Origin of the sequence: Flavobacterium inviolabile, assembly GCF_013389455.1 — a bacterium.
Taxonomy (GTDB): domain Bacteria; phylum Bacteroidota; class Bacteroidia; order Flavobacteriales; family Flavobacteriaceae; genus Flavobacterium; species Flavobacterium inviolabile.
Genome location: NZ_CP058278.1, coordinates 621,030 through 635,899 on the forward strand (window position 1 = coordinate 621,030; position 14,870 = coordinate 635,899).

General features: G+C 40.0%; 15 protein-coding genes. 7 read left to right on the forward strand and 8 right to left on the reverse strand.

Features of this window, described 5'->3' with window-relative positions:
- Positions 1 to 7: 7 nt before the first annotated feature.
- Positions 8 to 448, forward strand: a complete 441-nt coding sequence (locus tag HW120_RS02740; RefSeq protein WP_177730573.1) for a YciI family protein — start codon at positions 8 to 10, stop codon at positions 446 to 448.
- Here the strand turns inward: HW120_RS02740 and HW120_RS02745 are convergent, their stop codons facing one another.
- The 6 genes from HW120_RS02745 to HW120_RS02770 form a co-directional block, all read right to left on the reverse strand.
- Positions 449 to 910: a septal ring lytic transglycosylase RlpA family protein gene (locus HW120_RS02745; protein WP_177730575.1), complete on the reverse strand. Its 462-nt coding sequence runs from the start codon at positions 908 to 910 to the stop codon at positions 449 to 451. It lies immediately after the preceding gene.
- Between the two features lie 77 nt (positions 911 to 987).
- Complete coding sequence (locus HW120_RS02750; protein ID WP_177730577.1) at positions 988 to 1,410, reverse strand: hypothetical protein; 423 nt, start codon at positions 1,408 to 1,410, stop codon at positions 988 to 990.
- A 103-nt stretch (positions 1,411 to 1,513) separates the two neighbouring features.
- Positions 1,514 to 3,706: a M12 family metallo-peptidase gene (locus HW120_RS02755; protein ID WP_177730579.1), complete on the reverse strand. Its 2,193-nt coding sequence runs from the start codon at positions 3,704 to 3,706 to the stop codon at positions 1,514 to 1,516.
- Between the two features lie 101 nt (positions 3,707 to 3,807).
- Positions 3,808 to 4,467: an aspartate kinase gene (locus HW120_RS02760; RefSeq protein WP_177730581.1), complete on the reverse strand. Its 660-nt coding sequence runs from the start codon at positions 4,465 to 4,467 to the stop codon at positions 3,808 to 3,810.
- Positions 4,468 to 4,540: 73 nt separating this feature from the next.
- Complete coding sequence (locus HW120_RS02765) at positions 4,541 to 4,900, reverse strand: YraN family protein (RefSeq protein WP_177730583.1); 360 nt, start codon at positions 4,898 to 4,900, stop codon at positions 4,541 to 4,543.
- A gap of 11 nt (positions 4,901 to 4,911) precedes the next feature.
- On the reverse strand, positions 4,912 to 5,811 hold the full coding sequence (locus tag HW120_RS02770; RefSeq protein WP_177730585.1) for a S66 peptidase family protein: 900 nt from the start codon (positions 5,809 to 5,811) through the stop codon (positions 4,912 to 4,914).
- 264 nt (positions 5,812 to 6,075) lie between these two features.
- Here HW120_RS02770 and metG point away from each other — a divergent pair, with 264 nt between their 5' ends.
- From metG to HW120_RS02795, 5 genes are read left to right on the forward strand one after another with little or no spacing between them, the layout of a single operon-like run.
- Positions 6,076 to 8,136, forward strand: coding sequence for a methionine--tRNA ligase (gene metG / locus HW120_RS02775; RefSeq protein ID WP_177730595.1), 2,061 nt, complete (start codon positions 6,076 to 6,078; stop codon positions 8,134 to 8,136).
- 28 nt (positions 8,137 to 8,164) lie between these two features.
- Positions 8,165 to 8,851 carry an HAD family hydrolase gene (locus tag HW120_RS02780; RefSeq protein ID WP_177730598.1) on the forward strand — a complete coding sequence of 229 codons (687 nt, stop codon included), beginning with the start codon at positions 8,165 to 8,167 and terminating at the stop codon, positions 8,849 to 8,851.
- Complete coding sequence (locus tag HW120_RS02785) at positions 8,851 to 9,477, forward strand: chloramphenicol acetyltransferase (protein WP_177730600.1); 627 nt, start codon at positions 8,851 to 8,853, stop codon at positions 9,475 to 9,477. Before HW120_RS02780 ends, HW120_RS02785 begins: the two co-directional genes overlap by 1 nt.
- A 2-nt stretch (positions 9,478 to 9,479) precedes the next feature.
- Positions 9,480 to 9,938 carry an NUDIX hydrolase gene (locus HW120_RS02790; RefSeq protein ID WP_177730602.1) on the forward strand — a complete coding sequence of 153 codons (459 nt, stop codon included), beginning with the start codon at positions 9,480 to 9,482 and terminating at the stop codon, positions 9,936 to 9,938.
- Positions 9,939 to 10,841 (forward strand): histone deacetylase family protein, encoded by a 903-nt coding sequence (locus HW120_RS02795; RefSeq protein WP_177730604.1) that lies wholly within the window; start codon positions 9,939 to 9,941, stop codon positions 10,839 to 10,841.
- A 53-nt stretch (positions 10,842 to 10,894) separates the two neighbouring features.
- On the opposite strand, the gene HW120_RS02800 is transcribed toward HW120_RS02795, so the two are convergent.
- Positions 10,895 to 11,230: a single-stranded DNA-binding protein gene (locus HW120_RS02800; protein ID WP_177730606.1), complete on the reverse strand. Its 336-nt coding sequence runs from the start codon at positions 11,228 to 11,230 to the stop codon at positions 10,895 to 10,897.
- Between the two features lie 86 nt (positions 11,231 to 11,316).
- A complete protein-coding gene (locus HW120_RS02805) occupies positions 11,317 to 13,083 on the reverse strand; it encodes a T9SS type A sorting domain-containing protein (protein WP_177730608.1) in 1,767 nt (588 codons plus the stop codon).
- A gap of 251 nt (positions 13,084 to 13,334) precedes the next feature.
- Between HW120_RS02805 and HW120_RS02810 the strand changes: the two genes are divergently transcribed.
- Positions 13,335 to 14,867 (forward strand): bifunctional GNAT family N-acetyltransferase/carbon-nitrogen hydrolase family protein, encoded by a 1,533-nt coding sequence (locus HW120_RS02810; protein WP_177730610.1) that lies wholly within the window; start codon positions 13,335 to 13,337, stop codon positions 14,865 to 14,867.
- Positions 14,868 to 14,870 lie beyond the last annotated feature (3 nt).

Genomic DNA, 14,870 nt, shown 5'->3' on the forward strand with positions numbered 1-14,870 from the left:
CTTGTTTATGAAATATTTTACCTCCTTATCGGCATTATTCTTTCTTTTTTCATGCGGTACTCCAAAAAACCAAACGGAAAAGAAAGCAGTGGTTTCCGGAATTGCCCCGGAGACGTTTCGTTATAAAGACGGTGATACTACCTACACCATGCAGAAGTATTTCCTGGTTTTATTAAAAAAGGGGAAAAACAGAAATCAGCCGAAAGAAGAAACGGAAGTGATCCAGAAAAATCACATGGCCCATCTTTCCTGGCTGCATGAAACCGGTAAAATAAGCCTTGCCGGTCCTATTGACAAACACGACAATATTTCCGGTATTGTCATTTTTAACACCGCTACTTTAAAAGAGGCTGACAGTCTTGCCAAACTGGATCCGGCGGTAAAAGCCGGCCGGCTGGAAGTGGAAACCATCGGATGGTGGGCTGCTAAAGGAAGCAAGCTGAAGTAATTAATCCTGGATTATTTCAATATTTACATTGACAAATCCTCTTCCTTTACCATGAGTGATTTCCATAAACGCTTTTTTGGACAAATCGATTTCACGTCCTCTGGTAAATGGTCCTCTGTCGATTACCTCAACGATAACCGCTTTTTTATTGGCAACATTTGTCACTTTAATTTTAGATCCGAACGGTAAGTTCCGGTGTGCTGCCGTATATTTTGAATTGTCAAATTTTTTACCGCTGGCTGTTCGTCTGCCATTAAACCGATCGGCATAATAGGATGCGTGAACATTTTTCTTGAAACCCTTAAGTTTAAGTCCGCCCTGAATAGCGATTGAATCTTTTTTAATGGTATCATTTGCTTTTGTTTTAGGGTCAGCCTGTACGGCAAAAACCTTACCGGTAACACTGCTAATTAGCAAAACAGAAAGCGAAACGAATACTATATATACAATTATTTTTTTCATTCTATTCAATTTTAAAGATACTTAAGTCAGCAAGAAACATGCCATTGATAAAAAAAGCCCTTACGGGCTTTCAATTATTAAAACCATAGACTCCATGGTATTCTGCTTAATATAAGAAGTAATCCTATTGCATAAAAAACGGCGATTTTTTTGAATTTTCCATTTTCGCTTTCTTCTCTTTTATGTTTTGACCATCCTACAGTGATTAAAGCAATCGCAATAATATTGATTAGCGGATGTTCCAAGGATGTTAATCGAAGGGCACTGTTACTCATTTGTCCAAATGCTTCTTTACCTAACGGGGAAACGAAGTAAAGAATAAAACCAAAAAGTAATTGGATGTGGGAAAAAATTAATCCGAATAATGAGATTCTTCGGTCTTTTGGTTCAAAATTTCTTTTAGAATTAATCCCCATAAAAGCATTAATCACTGCAATAAATAATGCCAATAAAGCCAGGTAAGCCAAACCGGAATGGGCCTTTTGAATAATTTCGTACATAGTTTTGTTTTTGTTTTACAAACAAAGATAAGGATTTGAAAATTAAAAAAACCGTTTACCTGTGAGTGTAAACGGTTTTTAAACATTGGTGATTTTATTTTAATTAAAATTTCACAATTTTAAAATTCACTGTCTGATTATTGATAGTCATTTTAAAGAAATAAGTACCTGTTGCATAATTTGACATGTCAACTTTTGTAGTCATATCATTCAGCTTGTTCGAGTACAATAATTGTCCCTGTACGTTAAACACCTCTAAAGCGGTTATCGCATCTTTGGAAACTATAGTTACCAAACCGTTTGCCGGATTCGGATAGTAAGAGAAATCCAGATAGGTTGCTTCATCTAATCCCAATGACGGTACACAAGATGTTGTTGCTACCCAGCCGGAATCGGTTACACCCGGATCGGAAACGAATTTAAGTGTTAATGCTCCGTCTGCAGCTGTCGATTCAATTGGTGCAGGAATTGTTGTTCCGGTTAATCCTGCACCGCCCACCAATGGTGCTGCAGTAGTAGAACCGTTATAAACATACAGGAAGTCATAACCGTCTTCCAGTCTGAAGCTTGTAAAAGTGATTTTCACTTTATTATTAGCCAGATTCGGCACTAACGATCTAACAAAAGTCTGGTTGTTAGCATATTGTCCAAATACACCTCCGGTATCTGTTAACTGAATATTGTTACAGTAATCTGCACCTGTTAACAATATATAATCACGGGATAATGAGGTTGCTCCGGCAGTACAAACCGGTCTGATTCTAACTTTATAATAGGTATTCGGACTTAAGCCCTGAGCATCAAACGAATTGGTAGTAACCGTAGTCCACGTTCCCGGCGTTCCTGAAAACGGGAATACCACAATTTCCCATGAGGTAGCCGTTCCGGAATCTGTCCATGTGATGATGGCTGATGTATTGCCAGCTCCCATAGTCGATTCTATTCCGGTAACCGTATTGATACAGGTATTGATACAGTCTGTACTTAAACAGGCTCTGGAGTTTACGTGATTTAAAATGGCCGCTGTTGGCTGCGGACCAAATCCGTTTGTAAAGCTTATTCCTACTCCATTCACCAAATGGCAGTAGCTCATAATGGTTCCTTTAACGGAAGAAGAAGGGATTGTTGGAGGGTTTGTCATACAGCTGTATCCTTCTGCTGTAGATCCCAATGCACTTGGTGCACAGTTATCAATCGCCGTGTTATTGCCATTCCACACACAGGCATGCGTATGTCTTGATCCAAGCAAGTGACCCAATTCGTGTGTTACCACCTGAACGGTCCAGGAATAAGTAGGCACTGTACTGTAGCTGAAGTTCACATCAGAATAACTGTAATTGTTAGCTGTACATATTCCGCCAATGGTTACTGCTACACCGCCTAATCCTCCCGGATCAATACCTACAAGCTGTCCTACATCGCCATCAAATACCGGTCTTACAGCATTAAATTTACCAAGATAATCCCCTGAACTGGTTCCTACTCCTTCATAAGGATCCTGTGTTGTCCAGATATAAACCGATTTCAACGCTGTTGTAATACCATCGTTATTATATAATGTCTGTACATTATTAAAAACTGAGGTCATCCAGTTTGAAGTTGTTGTTGTATTACTTCCGTTGGACTGATACAGGTTGTAATCCATTTCAAAATAAACCGTCACACATTTTGTACTAGTTGGGTTCAATGATGTAGCAGGTTCATTTTTGAATTCCCCTACTTTATCATCAGTAGCACATTCTGCATCGTTGGCAATTTTTAATTTCTGATCTTCATAGATAATGTAATCTTTCTGGTTGTTCTTTTTATCCAGTTTACCGATGGTTAGATTACTCAGTTTTGCACTGGAAACAATTCCGTTCAATTCATTCCTGAAAAAGTTAAAGGACACTAACGATTTGTCATCTCCTTTAATGATTCCGCGATAATAAACACCCGGCTGGTAGGCAATATTTTTCTTCTTATCCGTATCAATATGAAACCCTTCAGCTAATAAATCCACTTTATAAAGCTGAAGCGTTATGATTTCATCGTGATAAGGTATTTCCAATTCAATTGTTCCGTTTTTCTGGGATACAATTTCATTAACCGCTTCCGTCTTAATCTCTGCAAAAGAAGCATCACTTACCACCCGGGCAATTTCTTTACCCTGCGGTTTTTGTGACGCTGCTAATACCGAAAATTTCTTGAAGTCTGCCTTTCTCGACTGCAATTCACCCACTTTCTGGGCGACTTTATTCTGAGAAAAGACAGTTAACCCTACCATTAGGGTCAGAAAAAGGGTAATTTTTTTCATTTTAGCTAGTCTAGTTAGTATTTTTAGTCAGTCCAAATATAAAAAAATAATCAACTACTAATCAATACTAACGGTATAACCGTATGATTTTAACCTTTTAACTACATACTCTTAAGGTCTTTTATTGCTTTAAAGGCAATATCAACCTGATCGTCGCTCACGATTATAGTAAACTCGTAATTTGTTGAAACTACTTCACAGATGTTTACTCCTTCCCAGGCCAAACGCTGGAAAACATAGTAGAACAATCCGGGAACAGAAAGATTGTCTTTTGGAAGTTTAACGGTAATCGAAGCCAGATTTTCTGTTTTATGTGCCCACTTCTCTTCTGCGAAATGTTTTTCTACCAGATGATTAAGCGAATCACTTACAATAATATTGGTTTCGTTAACTCCTCTTGAAGAGGTATAAAAGATATCGGTATAGTTATTAATTTCAGCAATAAGGTCTGATTGACAGCTCAGCACCTTTGGTGTAATTGCGAAATTATAATCCGTCAGTGAAGAGCGAACGGTAATTTCTCCGAGATTCTTCAGAACCTTATCTAATTTATGGTTCATTCGAAATCCGAGCTCTTCGGAAAGTCTTTTAAGGGCCATTACTACAGCACCCTGTTTAATGTTTTTACCTAATTCTTGCTCTAGTTCCGGCATCATTACCCGTGCCAGTGAAGTTAAATTAATAATGCCTTGCGACAAACCATTGAGCAAAAATGGCTTTGTTTTAATGTAATGTTCAACTACAGAGGAAATAGTTTTCATAAATATAGTGGGTTTTTAAAAATCTTGTAAAATTACAAAAAAAACAATCTGTTAAAACTTTAACAAAAATAAATTAGAAATAATAAAAAGCATCCTCATAATGTTCAATATTAAAACAACCCTCCTCTTTATGGATAGCAATAATATCAAAACGGACGTCACATTCGATATCCTCTAGGATTACATATTCGTTAACCGCTTTCAGTAAAAGCTGAATTTTTCTCGATTTTACAAATTCCTGAGGAAGACCGAAATCTAATTTAGAACGGGTCTTAACTTCAACTACTACTAAAATTGCATCTTTTTTCGCAATTATATCTATTTCTGCCTTTTGAAACTTCCAGTTTTGTTCCACTATTTCATACCCTTTTTGCTTTAAAAAGGCAACCGCCATCTCTTCTCCCTGTTTTCCCAAATCATTATGCGATGCCATCTTAAAAACAATTACGGTTTGAACTCCAGCGTAATTTTATCTTTCGTAACTTCCAGATCTACGCTACTTCCCAAAATAAGTGCCCTGTTATCCTTCACATGGCCTGCCGGAAAATAAAAACAAACCGGAATTTTGTACTCTTTGGCAATGGCTAAAATAATTCCAACCTCATTTTGTCCGAACGGTATCTCATTATCATGCATATCGGTCATGCCGCCCACAACCAGTCCTTTCAATCCTTCAAAATAGCCGTTCCGCTTCAGATTATACATCATTCTGTCCACATGATACAGGTATTCGTCCAGATCTTCAATAAACAAGATCTTGTCTTTGGTATCAATAGACGACTTCGAACCTAACAAACTGTACAGAATAGAGAGGTTACCTCCCACTAACTGTCCGCTAGCCTTGCCTTCAATTTCATATCCCTTTGCCGGTACTTCATATTTTAGTTTTTCTCCAAAAAGTGCTTTCCGAAGCGTTTCCTTCGAAATTTCTTCTGTTCTGGGAACTGTAAACGGCATGATACCGTGTAGTGTTGCCACTTTCATATTGTGAATATGGCTATGCAAAACCGTTACATCGCTAAATCCGATAACCCATTTCGGGTGTTTTTTAAATTTGGTAAAATCCAGGCTGTCTACAATACGCACTGTTCCATATCCGCCTCTGGCACACCAGATTGCCTTAACATCGTCGTCGTCCATCATTTCCTGAAAATCCAGGATCCGTTCCTTATCCGTTCCGCCCAACTGGCAGCTGTCAAGTCCGATGGTTCTGCCTAATTTTACTTCAAGTCCCCAGGACTTTAACAAATCAATGGCAGGCTGTGCCTCTTCCGGGAAAAACTTTCTTGCGGTACAAACAATGGCAACCGTGTCGCCTTTTTTAAGATAGGATGGTATTTTCATTCTTTTCTGCGAGTATATATCAGTCGTTGTATTTAATAATATTAAAATCAAAAAGGACTTCAAAAATACCGCTTTTGAGAATAGTTTGATAATTTTCATTTGAAATCGTTTCTAACAAATTTACTATTTTTTATGGCAATGTTTTCATTCCTTTTACAAAGGTTTTTATGCAATTTGAGCGAAAAAAACATACTAATTAGTGTCTAATAAACTATTTTTGCATTTCATTTTGAAAATACTATCAAAATCTAATTTTACGTTTTTATGATACAAAATCCAAAAAGATATACGATCACTGCCGCTTTACCTTATACTAACGGTCCGATACACATTGGCCATTTAGCCGGAGTTTATGTCCCATCCGACATTTATGCCCGCTATTTACGCCAGCAGGGTAAAGATGTTGCTTTCATTTGCGGAAGCGACGAACACGGTGTGGCTATTTCTATGAAAGCAAAGAAAGAAGGCATTACACCGCAGGAAGTTATCGATAAATACAACGGAATTATTAAAAAATCGTTTGAAGATTTTGGTATTTCTTTTGACAATTATTCCAGAACCTCTGCACAGATCCATCACGATACCGCTTCGGAATTTTTCAAAAAGCTGTATCAGGACGGGAAGTTCATCGAAGAAGTTACCGAGCAGTTATTTGACGAAAAGGCACAGCAGTTCCTTGCCGACCGTTTTGTTATCGGAACCTGCCCAAAATGCGGCAATGAAGAAGCATACGGTGACCAATGTGAAAAATGCGGAACATCTTTAAATGCAACCGATTTAATCAATCCGAAATCGACGATTACCGGAACTAAACCGGTTTTAAAGTCCACAAAACACTGGTTCCTGCCTTTGGATCAATACGATGCTTTTTTACGCGAATGGATCCTGACCGGACATAAAAACGACTGGAAACCAAATGTTTTCGGACAGGTAAAATCATGGCTGGACGATGGTTTAAAACCGCGTGCCGTAACCCGTGACCTGGATTGGGGAATCCCGGTTCCTGTTGAAGGTGCCGAAGGCAAAGTATTATATGTATGGTTTGATGCGCCTATCGGTTATATCTCTTCTACAAAAGAATGGGCTGCCCGTGAAGGAAAAGACTGGGAACCGTACTGGAAAGACCAGGATACAAAACTGGTACATTTTATCGGAAAAGATAATATTGTATTCCATTGTGTGATCTTCCCGGCGATGCTAAAAGCAGAAGGAAGCTATATTTTACCGGATAATGTTCCGGCAAACGAATTTTTAAATTTAGAAGGAAACAAACTTTCCACCTCCAAAAACTGGGCGGTCTGGTTACATGAATATTTAACAGACTTCCCGGAAAAACAGGATGTATTGCGTTATGCACTAACCGCTAACGCTCCGGAAACAAAAGATAACGATTTTACCTGGAAAGATTTCCAGGCGAGAAACAACAACGAACTGGTTGCTATTTTCGGAAACTTCATCAACCGTGTGGTAGTTCTGAGCAACAAATATTATGAGGGAATCATCCCGCAGCCAAATGCCTTAACAGCCGTAGACGAAGCTGTTTTAACAGAACTGAAAGCCTATCCGGCGGTTATTGCAAGTTCAATAGAACGTTACCGTTTCAGAGAAGCTTTAGGCGAATTGATGAATGTAGCCCGTTTGGGTAATAAATATTTAGCCGATGAAGAACCCTGGAAAATTGTAAAAGAAAACCCGGAAAGAGTACAGACACAAATGTATGTTGCCCTGCAGATTGCCGCAGCATTAAGTGTTCTGGCAGAACCTTTCCTTCCGTTTACAGCACCAAAATTAAAAGGTATCCTGAATATTGACAATACTTTCGGTTGGAATGACATCAGTACTACATCCGACTTACTTCCTGCCGGACATCAGATCGGACAGGCAGCATTATTATTCGCTAAAATTGAAGACGAAGAAATTCAGAAACAAATAGACAAGCTGGAAGCGACCAAAGTGGCCAATAAAGCCGAAAATAAAATCGTTACGCCTCAAAAAGAAGTCGCTACTTTCGACGATTTCGCAAAACTTGACCTTAGAGTCGGGACAATCGTTGCCGCCGAAAAAATGCCGAAAGCCAACAAGCTTTTAGTACTTAAAGTAGATACCGGAATAGACGTTCGTACTATTGTTTCCGGCATTGCAGAACATTTTACACCGGAAGAAGTTATTGGAAAACAAGTTACCGTTCTGGCTAATTTAGCGCCAAGAGCTTTAAGAAGTGTAGAAAGTGAAGGGATGATTTTAATGACTGAAAATGCCGAAGGAAAACTGGTTTTTGTCAATCCGGATGCAGAAGGCGTTAAGAACGGCGAAACGATCAACTAATTATTAACCTTTTTAAACGCCATTCCTTATGTCTTTAAAAGTTATTGCCTTTGATGCCGATGATACACTTTGGGTAAACGAACCTTATTTTGAAGAGACCGAAAAAAAATTCTGCGAGTTAATGCAGGATTATTTGTCACACCAGGGCTTATCGCAGGAATTATTTAAAATCGAAATTGAAAACCTGCCGTTATACGGTTATGGCATTAAAGGATATATCCTTTCCATGATTGAAGCGGCTCTAAAAATATCGAACAATACGATTAACGTTGCCATTATTGAAAGAATAATCCAACTGGGAAAAGAACTTTTAGAAAAACCGATTGAATTACTGGACGGCGTTGAAGAAACGCTGGAATCTTTAAAAGGAAAATACCGTTTGGTAGTAGCAACCAAAGGTGATTTAAAAGACCAGCACCGAAAGCTTCACGATTCCGGCCTCGGGCATTATTTCCACCATATTGAAGTTATGTCGGATAAACAGGAAATCGATTACCAGAAACTGGTAACCCGTCTGGATTTGAAACCGGAAGAATTCTTTATGATCGGAAATTCCCTGAAATCTGATGTACTGCCGGTTTTAGGAATTGGCGGCCATGCCGTTCACGTTCCTTTTCATACCACCTGGGCACACGAACGGATTGATCACAAAATAGAACATCCGAATTTCAGAACAATCGAAAAATTAACGGATATACTGCCGATACTATTATAGTGAAGAAACAATTGGATATCGCTAACTGGAACCGAAAAGAGCACTTTGAGTTTTTTAGAAAATTTGAAGAGCCTTTTTTCGGACTTACCGCAACGGTTGACTGTACCAAAGCCTACAGCACGGCAAAAAACCTGGGTATTTCTTTCTTTACCTATTATTTACACAAAACACTGGCAGCGGTAAATGCTGTCGAAGCTTTTCGCTACCGGATAGACGGTGACCATGTGGTTGTTTACGACCGCATCGATGCTTCTTCTACGATTTTCAGAGAGGACAGCAGTTTTGGTTTCTCTTATATTGAGTACCACGAAGACATTAATACTTTTGCCGTCATAGCACAAAACGAAATCGAACGCGTTCGCAATACTTCCGGTCTTTTTACCCGGGAATTCAACAGCGACAATCTAATTCATTTCTCCTCTGTGCCATGGGTCAATTTCACCTCATTATCCCATGCCAGGAGTTTTACTTTAGCCGATAGCTGTCCGAAAATATCCTATGGCAAAATGACCACCACAAACGGTGTAATGGAAATGGCCATTTCCGTTCACGTTCACCACGGGCTGGCAGACGGTTATCACGTTGGCTTATTCCTTGAAAAATTGCAGCAATTATTAAACGAATAAAGATGAAAAAGATAGCTGTTTTTGTTATTCTGAAACACAATGACGAATTGCTCCTGCTCAAAAGATTTAAAGAACCTTTTAAGGATCATTATACTCCCGTGGGCGGAAAACTGGAACCTTATGAGATTCCGCATGAAACCGCCATCAGGGAAACATTTGAAGAAACCGGAATACAATTAAGTACCATCACCTTTATGGGAACCCTGTTTGAAGTTTCTCCGGTAGATTATAACTGGATCAGCTTTGTTTACGTTGCCGATATTCCGTATCAGCCTGCTCCGGTTTCCAATGAAGGAATTCTGGAATGGATTCCTAAAGACAATTTAGGCACCCTAAAAACTCCGGAAACAGACGCGCATATATACCAGAAAATTTTCGAGGGTAAAAACTTTGCCTATAGTGCTAAATATGATGAAAACCTTGTACTGTTAAGCCTTACAGACGAGCTTAATCCGCTATAGATGTTTCCCATTGCTTTCCATCCCATTTACAGGCATCCGCTTCCTGAAGGACACCGCTTTCCAATGCTCAAATATGAGTTATTGCCGCAACAGTTACTCCATGAAGGAACGGTAACGGCAGCCGCTTTTTTTGAACCCGGTTTACCCGACATGGAGCACATTACCGCCGTACATAAAAAGGAATATGTTGATGCCTTAACCGCACTAACGCTGGATCCGAGAGCTGTCCGCAAAATCGGTTTTCCGTTAACTGCCGAATTGGTTGAAAGAGAATTGCGTTTGGCACAGGGAACCATTTTAGGCGCCGAAAAAGCCTTACAGACCGGTATTGCCTTCAATATTGCCGGCGGCACACATCATGCGTATTCTGACAGAGGGGAAGCCTTTTGTTTGTTAAACGACCAGGCTATCGGTGCCCGGTACCTGATTCGTAAAAAACTGGCTGAAAAAATCCTTATTGTCGACCTGGATGTACATCAGGGAAACGGAACTGCCGAGATCTTTCAGAACGACAATGCTGTTTTTACTTTTTCCATGCATGGAAAATCCAATTATCCGTTTAAAAAAGAAATTTCCGATCTGGACATTGCCCTTCCGGACCACACGGATGACGAGGCTTATTTAGCCATTCTTACCCGGACCTTACCGCAATTGATCCACGAACAAAAACCGGATTTTATTTTCTACCTCAGCGGTGTTGATATTTTAGCATCAGACAAGCTAGGCAAGCTGGGCTGCTCTGTAGCTGCCTGCAAAAGACGGGATGAATTGGTCTTGCAACTATGCCGGACACACGGTATTCCGGTACAATGCAGTATGGGTGGAGGCTATTCTCCCGACATTAAGACCATCATCGAGGCGCATGCCAATACCTACAGGGTTGCTGCCAATCTTTACTCATAAACTATTCAAAAAAAACAAAAGCTTATCCGAAGACAAGCTTTTGTGTTGGTAAGTTACCTGCCTCCTAAAAGCAGCAGTTCATTGGCAACGACTTCCGTAGTATAGCGTTTGTTACCTTCTTTGTCTTCCCAGACTTTATGAACCAGCTTTCCTTCAACGGCAATTTCCTTTCCTTTTTCAACAAATTTCTCGATAATTTCTGCCGCTTTCCCCCAGGCTACCACGGTATGCCACTGGGTATCGGTGATCTTATCCCCTTTGTCGTTATAATAAACTTCATTCGTGGCAATGGCTAATTTTGCCAGTTTTTTTCCTTCGCCTAAGTTTCTAATTTCGGGATCACTCCCTACATTACCGATTAACTGTACTTTGTTTCTTAATGCATTCATGGCTTATAAAATTAATGGTTCGACTTAAATCTGATCTCTTTTTTGCATTAACACTGCTGCACCACTTATAAAGAAGCGGGCAGTTATTATTGGTTATTTTTGATGAATTTTGAATGCTGTTTTACATTTCCTTTAGCATCCTCTATACGCAGGAAATAAACTCCTCCGGCTAATTTTGAAACGTCTATTCCTTTTTCCATTACTGTTTGTTTTTCCGTTTTGCTGATTTTTCTGCCGTTAAAATCAAATATGGAGAATTGCATCTGGTCGTCCAATGTTTCAATACCTTTTACAAACAGGGATTCCGTCGCCGGGTTGGGATATACCGAAAAAGCGGTTTTATCAAAATCCTCGCTACCTGCTGTAACCACATCTCTTTTCGCAATATAAAGTCGGTTTTTCTGCTCGGCAGCTATCGGGAGGTTGTTTAACTGAAAATCTATAGACAGGTCGGAAACAACAGAAAAATTATCAGCCGTCGAATTCAGTACTTTCAGATCGCGCACGCCATTTGACTCACAAGGATAAATTTCACAGGATTGTACCACTCCCTGTTTACTGTATTTTGCCAGCAAAAGATAGAACTGATTGCTAAGATTGTAAACAAAGTTCGGAGCCAGATTCAAATATTTATAGAAGCTTCCGCCCACATATACATTATCCTGGGCATCGATATGTAATTTTGATAACCTTGAAAGGCTCAGTCCTGTAGTTGGAGCCTGATCGGAGGATATCCCTGCTCTTCGGGCCCAAACCAAACTTCCGGCAGTATTATATTTTACCAGAAAACCACCGTAATTACCAGGGAATTGCAAAATAGTACCATCAAAATTTGCGGAAGAATTATACACCCTTCCAGCCAAATAAACATCATTGGCAGCATCTACAGCAAGATCCTCCACCTTGGAATCGGCACCGCCGCTTGTAGCAGCAGTTTTTGCCCAGGCTACCGCTCCGGTATTGTCATATCGTACAAAAAACAAATTGGAATTTGAACTGCTTGTTCTGTTTAAGGTGATACTGCCAAAAGTTACCGATCTGGAAAAGAACTCTCCGGCAATATAAACATTCCCGTTATTATCAACAGTCATTGTTCTGATCTGCGCTCCTATCCTGTCGGCCGAAATACTGGTGTATGGTCCTGTATAACGGGAGGAAGAAACCCATTGAAGCGCTCCGTTACTCGCATCAAATCTCGCTACCAGGTTTTTATCCATGCCTGCTATTGTTGGCGAATAATTAGCTACCGGTAAGGTTACCCCATCAAAAGACAACTGATCATAGCCATAATTTGCGGCAAAATACAATTTATCGTTTTTATACTTTACATAACCGTTTCCTACATACTGATCAAATACTTTGGACCAGACCAATGTTCCCGATAATGTATATTTTGCAATAAAGGTTTTTGTTGCATACGGATCCAGATTTTCTAAAACGGTACCACTGCCTAAATCCATGGTTCCGTTAAAAACACCGGCAATATAATAATGGGCATCACCATCATAATCAACAGACGTAATGATCTCAAGGCGGGATCCCCCGAAATGCTTTACATTCAGGAATGTTCCGTTTTCATCAAATTTTGCAATAAATGCATCACCAACAGTAGCAGTACCAGCCGGCAAACTCGTGTTTTGCAAAGTGGTTCCCTGTATAGAAGTGGTAGCGCCATTAAAGCTACCCACCATAAAATAGTTGTTGTCTTTATCAACAAAACTCAACGGTTTACTGTCAATTATCGATGTGTTTTCGACCTTGATATTCCAAAGCCATTCACTCTGATTCAGTGCCTGACCGTACATGTCAAGAGCACTAATGCAAACCATTGCAAAAAGTAATTTTAATCTCATATCTGTGTTTTTATCATTATTTTGCCTAAAATAATAAAATTACAATAAATAATACAAGGTAAATTAGAATTATACGCAAACCAATTAGTTTTCGAATCCAAACTTCAAAAGAACCGCAAAAGGTTATACTGCAAAATTGCACTGCAGCCGGATCTTTATCCGACATTTAACCGTTTACTTTCGATTATAAATAATTGTAAGCGTTTGTAAGCAGTTGGTATTTTTTGTAACTTTCTGAAAAAACAAACCCCATGCAAAAGGCAATCAATAAAGTCGAATTACGAAATTTAAAGATTGAAGACTATAAAGAACTCCGGAATTCCATGATGGAAGCCTATAGTGAGCTCGAAGAAGCTTACTGGGAAGAACACCAGATAGAACGTTTGCTGGAGATATTTCCCGACGGTCAGCTGGTCATACTGGCAGACGGCAAGGTTGTGGGCTCTGCCTTATCCTTAATTATGGATTACCGGAAAGCCAGTGCCAATCATACCTATGAAAAAATCACCGGAAACTATACTTTTTCCACTCACGATCCCTTTGGCGATGTTCTTTATGGTATTGATGTGTTTATCCATCCCGATTACCGCGGACTCCGGTTGGGCAGAAGACTATACGATGCCCGTAAAGAGATCTGCGAACAGCTGAATTTACAGTCCATTATTTTTGCCGGCCGTATTCCCAAATATGCCGAACATTCCAAAGCATTGACCCCAAAACAATATATCGAAAAGGTAAGGGTAAAAGAACTGCACGACCCGGTTTTATCTTTTCAGCTCAGCAATGATTTCCACGTGATCAAGGTGATGAAAAATTACCTGGAAGGCGATGTCAGCTCACAGGAATATGCCGTGTTACTGGAATGGAACAACATCTATTATGAAAAAAACCAGCAGCTTATCAACACCCGTAAAAGTGTGATCCGGCTAGGATTGATTCAATGGCAGATGCGTCCGTTAAACAACCTGGAAGCTTTATTTGAACAAGCCGAATTTTTTATTGATGCGGTTTCCGGTTATGCCAGCGATTTCGCGATGTTTCCGGAACTTTTCATCGCTCCGCTAATGGCCGACTACAACCATCTTTCGGAAGCCGATGCCATTCGGGAACTCGCCCGTTACAGCGAACCGATCCGTAAAAAATTCCAGGAATTTGCCATTTCCTACAACATCAACATCATTACCGGAAGCATGCCGCTGTTAGAAAACGGAAACCTGTACAATGTTGGTTTCCTTTGCAAAAGAGACGGAACGTCCGAAATGTATTCCAAGATACACATCACACCAAACGAAGTGTTTTACTGGGGAATGAAAGGCGGTTCCCAGATCAAGACCTTTGATACCGATTGCGGTAAAATAGGCATCATGATCTGCTATGATGTGGAATTCCCGGAATTGTCCCGACTGCTGGCCGATGAAGGGATGGATATCCTGTTTGTCCCGTTTCTTACCGATACCCAAAACGGTTATACCCGGGTACGGAACTGTGCGCAGGCACGGGCTATTGAAAACGAATGCTATGTGGCTATTGCCGGTTGCGTAGGCAACCTGCCGAAAGTAAACAATATGGACATTCAGTTTGCACAGGCAGCTGTATTTACCCCTTCCGACTTTGCTTTTCCGACTAACGGGATCAAAGCAGAAGCCACACCCAATACCGAAATGACGCTGATTGTGGATGTGGATGTCGATTTGCTGAAAGAACTGCACGAACACGGAAGTGTCCGAACCATGAAAGACCGTAGAAAAGATTTATACCAGATTAAAAGACTAAAAACAAACTAAGGT

Excerpts from the sequence above, each read along its gene's own strand:
- HW120_RS02745 (WP_177730575.1), bottom strand. The coding sequence starts at position 910 with ATGAAAAAAATAATTGTATATATAGTATTCGTTTCGCTTTCTGTTTTG.
- HW120_RS02810 (WP_177730610.1), top strand. The coding sequence starts at position 13,335 with ATGCAAAAGGCAATCAATAAAGTCGAATTACGAAATTTAAAGATTGAA.
- HW120_RS02790 (WP_177730602.1), top strand. The coding sequence starts at position 9,480 with ATGAAAAAGATAGCTGTTTTTGTTATTCTGAAACACAATGACGAATTG.
- HW120_RS02770 (WP_177730585.1), bottom strand. The coding sequence starts at position 5,811 with ATGAAAATACCATCCTATCTTAAAAAAGGCGACACGGTTGCCATTGTT.
- HW120_RS02805 (WP_177730608.1), bottom strand. The coding sequence starts at position 13,083 with ATGAGATTAAAATTACTTTTTGCAATGGTTTGCATTAGTGCTCTTGAC.
- HW120_RS02780 (WP_177730598.1), top strand. The coding sequence starts at position 8,165 with ATGTCTTTAAAAGTTATTGCCTTTGATGCCGATGATACACTTTGGGTA.
- HW120_RS02760 (WP_177730581.1), bottom strand. The coding sequence starts at position 4,467 with ATGAAAACTATTTCCTCTGTAGTTGAACATTACATTAAAACAAAGCCA.
- HW120_RS02740 (WP_177730573.1), top strand. The coding sequence starts at position 8 with ATGAAATATTTTACCTCCTTATCGGCATTATTCTTTCTTTTTTCATGC.
- HW120_RS02800 (WP_177730606.1), bottom strand. The coding sequence starts at position 11,230 with ATGAATGCATTAAGAAACAAAGTACAGTTAATCGGTAATGTAGGGAGT.
- HW120_RS02755 (WP_177730579.1), bottom strand. The coding sequence starts at position 3,706 with ATGAAAAAAATTACCCTTTTTCTGACCCTAATGGTAGGGTTAACTGTC.
- metG (WP_177730595.1), top strand. The coding sequence starts at position 6,076 with ATGATACAAAATCCAAAAAGATATACGATCACTGCCGCTTTACCTTAT.
- HW120_RS02795 (WP_177730604.1), top strand. The coding sequence starts at position 9,939 with ATGTTTCCCATTGCTTTCCATCCCATTTACAGGCATCCGCTTCCTGAA.
- HW120_RS02750 (WP_177730577.1), bottom strand. The coding sequence starts at position 1,410 with ATGTACGAAATTATTCAAAAGGCCCATTCCGGTTTGGCTTACCTGGCT.
- HW120_RS02765 (WP_177730583.1), bottom strand. The coding sequence starts at position 4,900 with ATGGCATCGCATAATGATTTGGGAAAACAGGGAGAAGAGATGGCGGTT.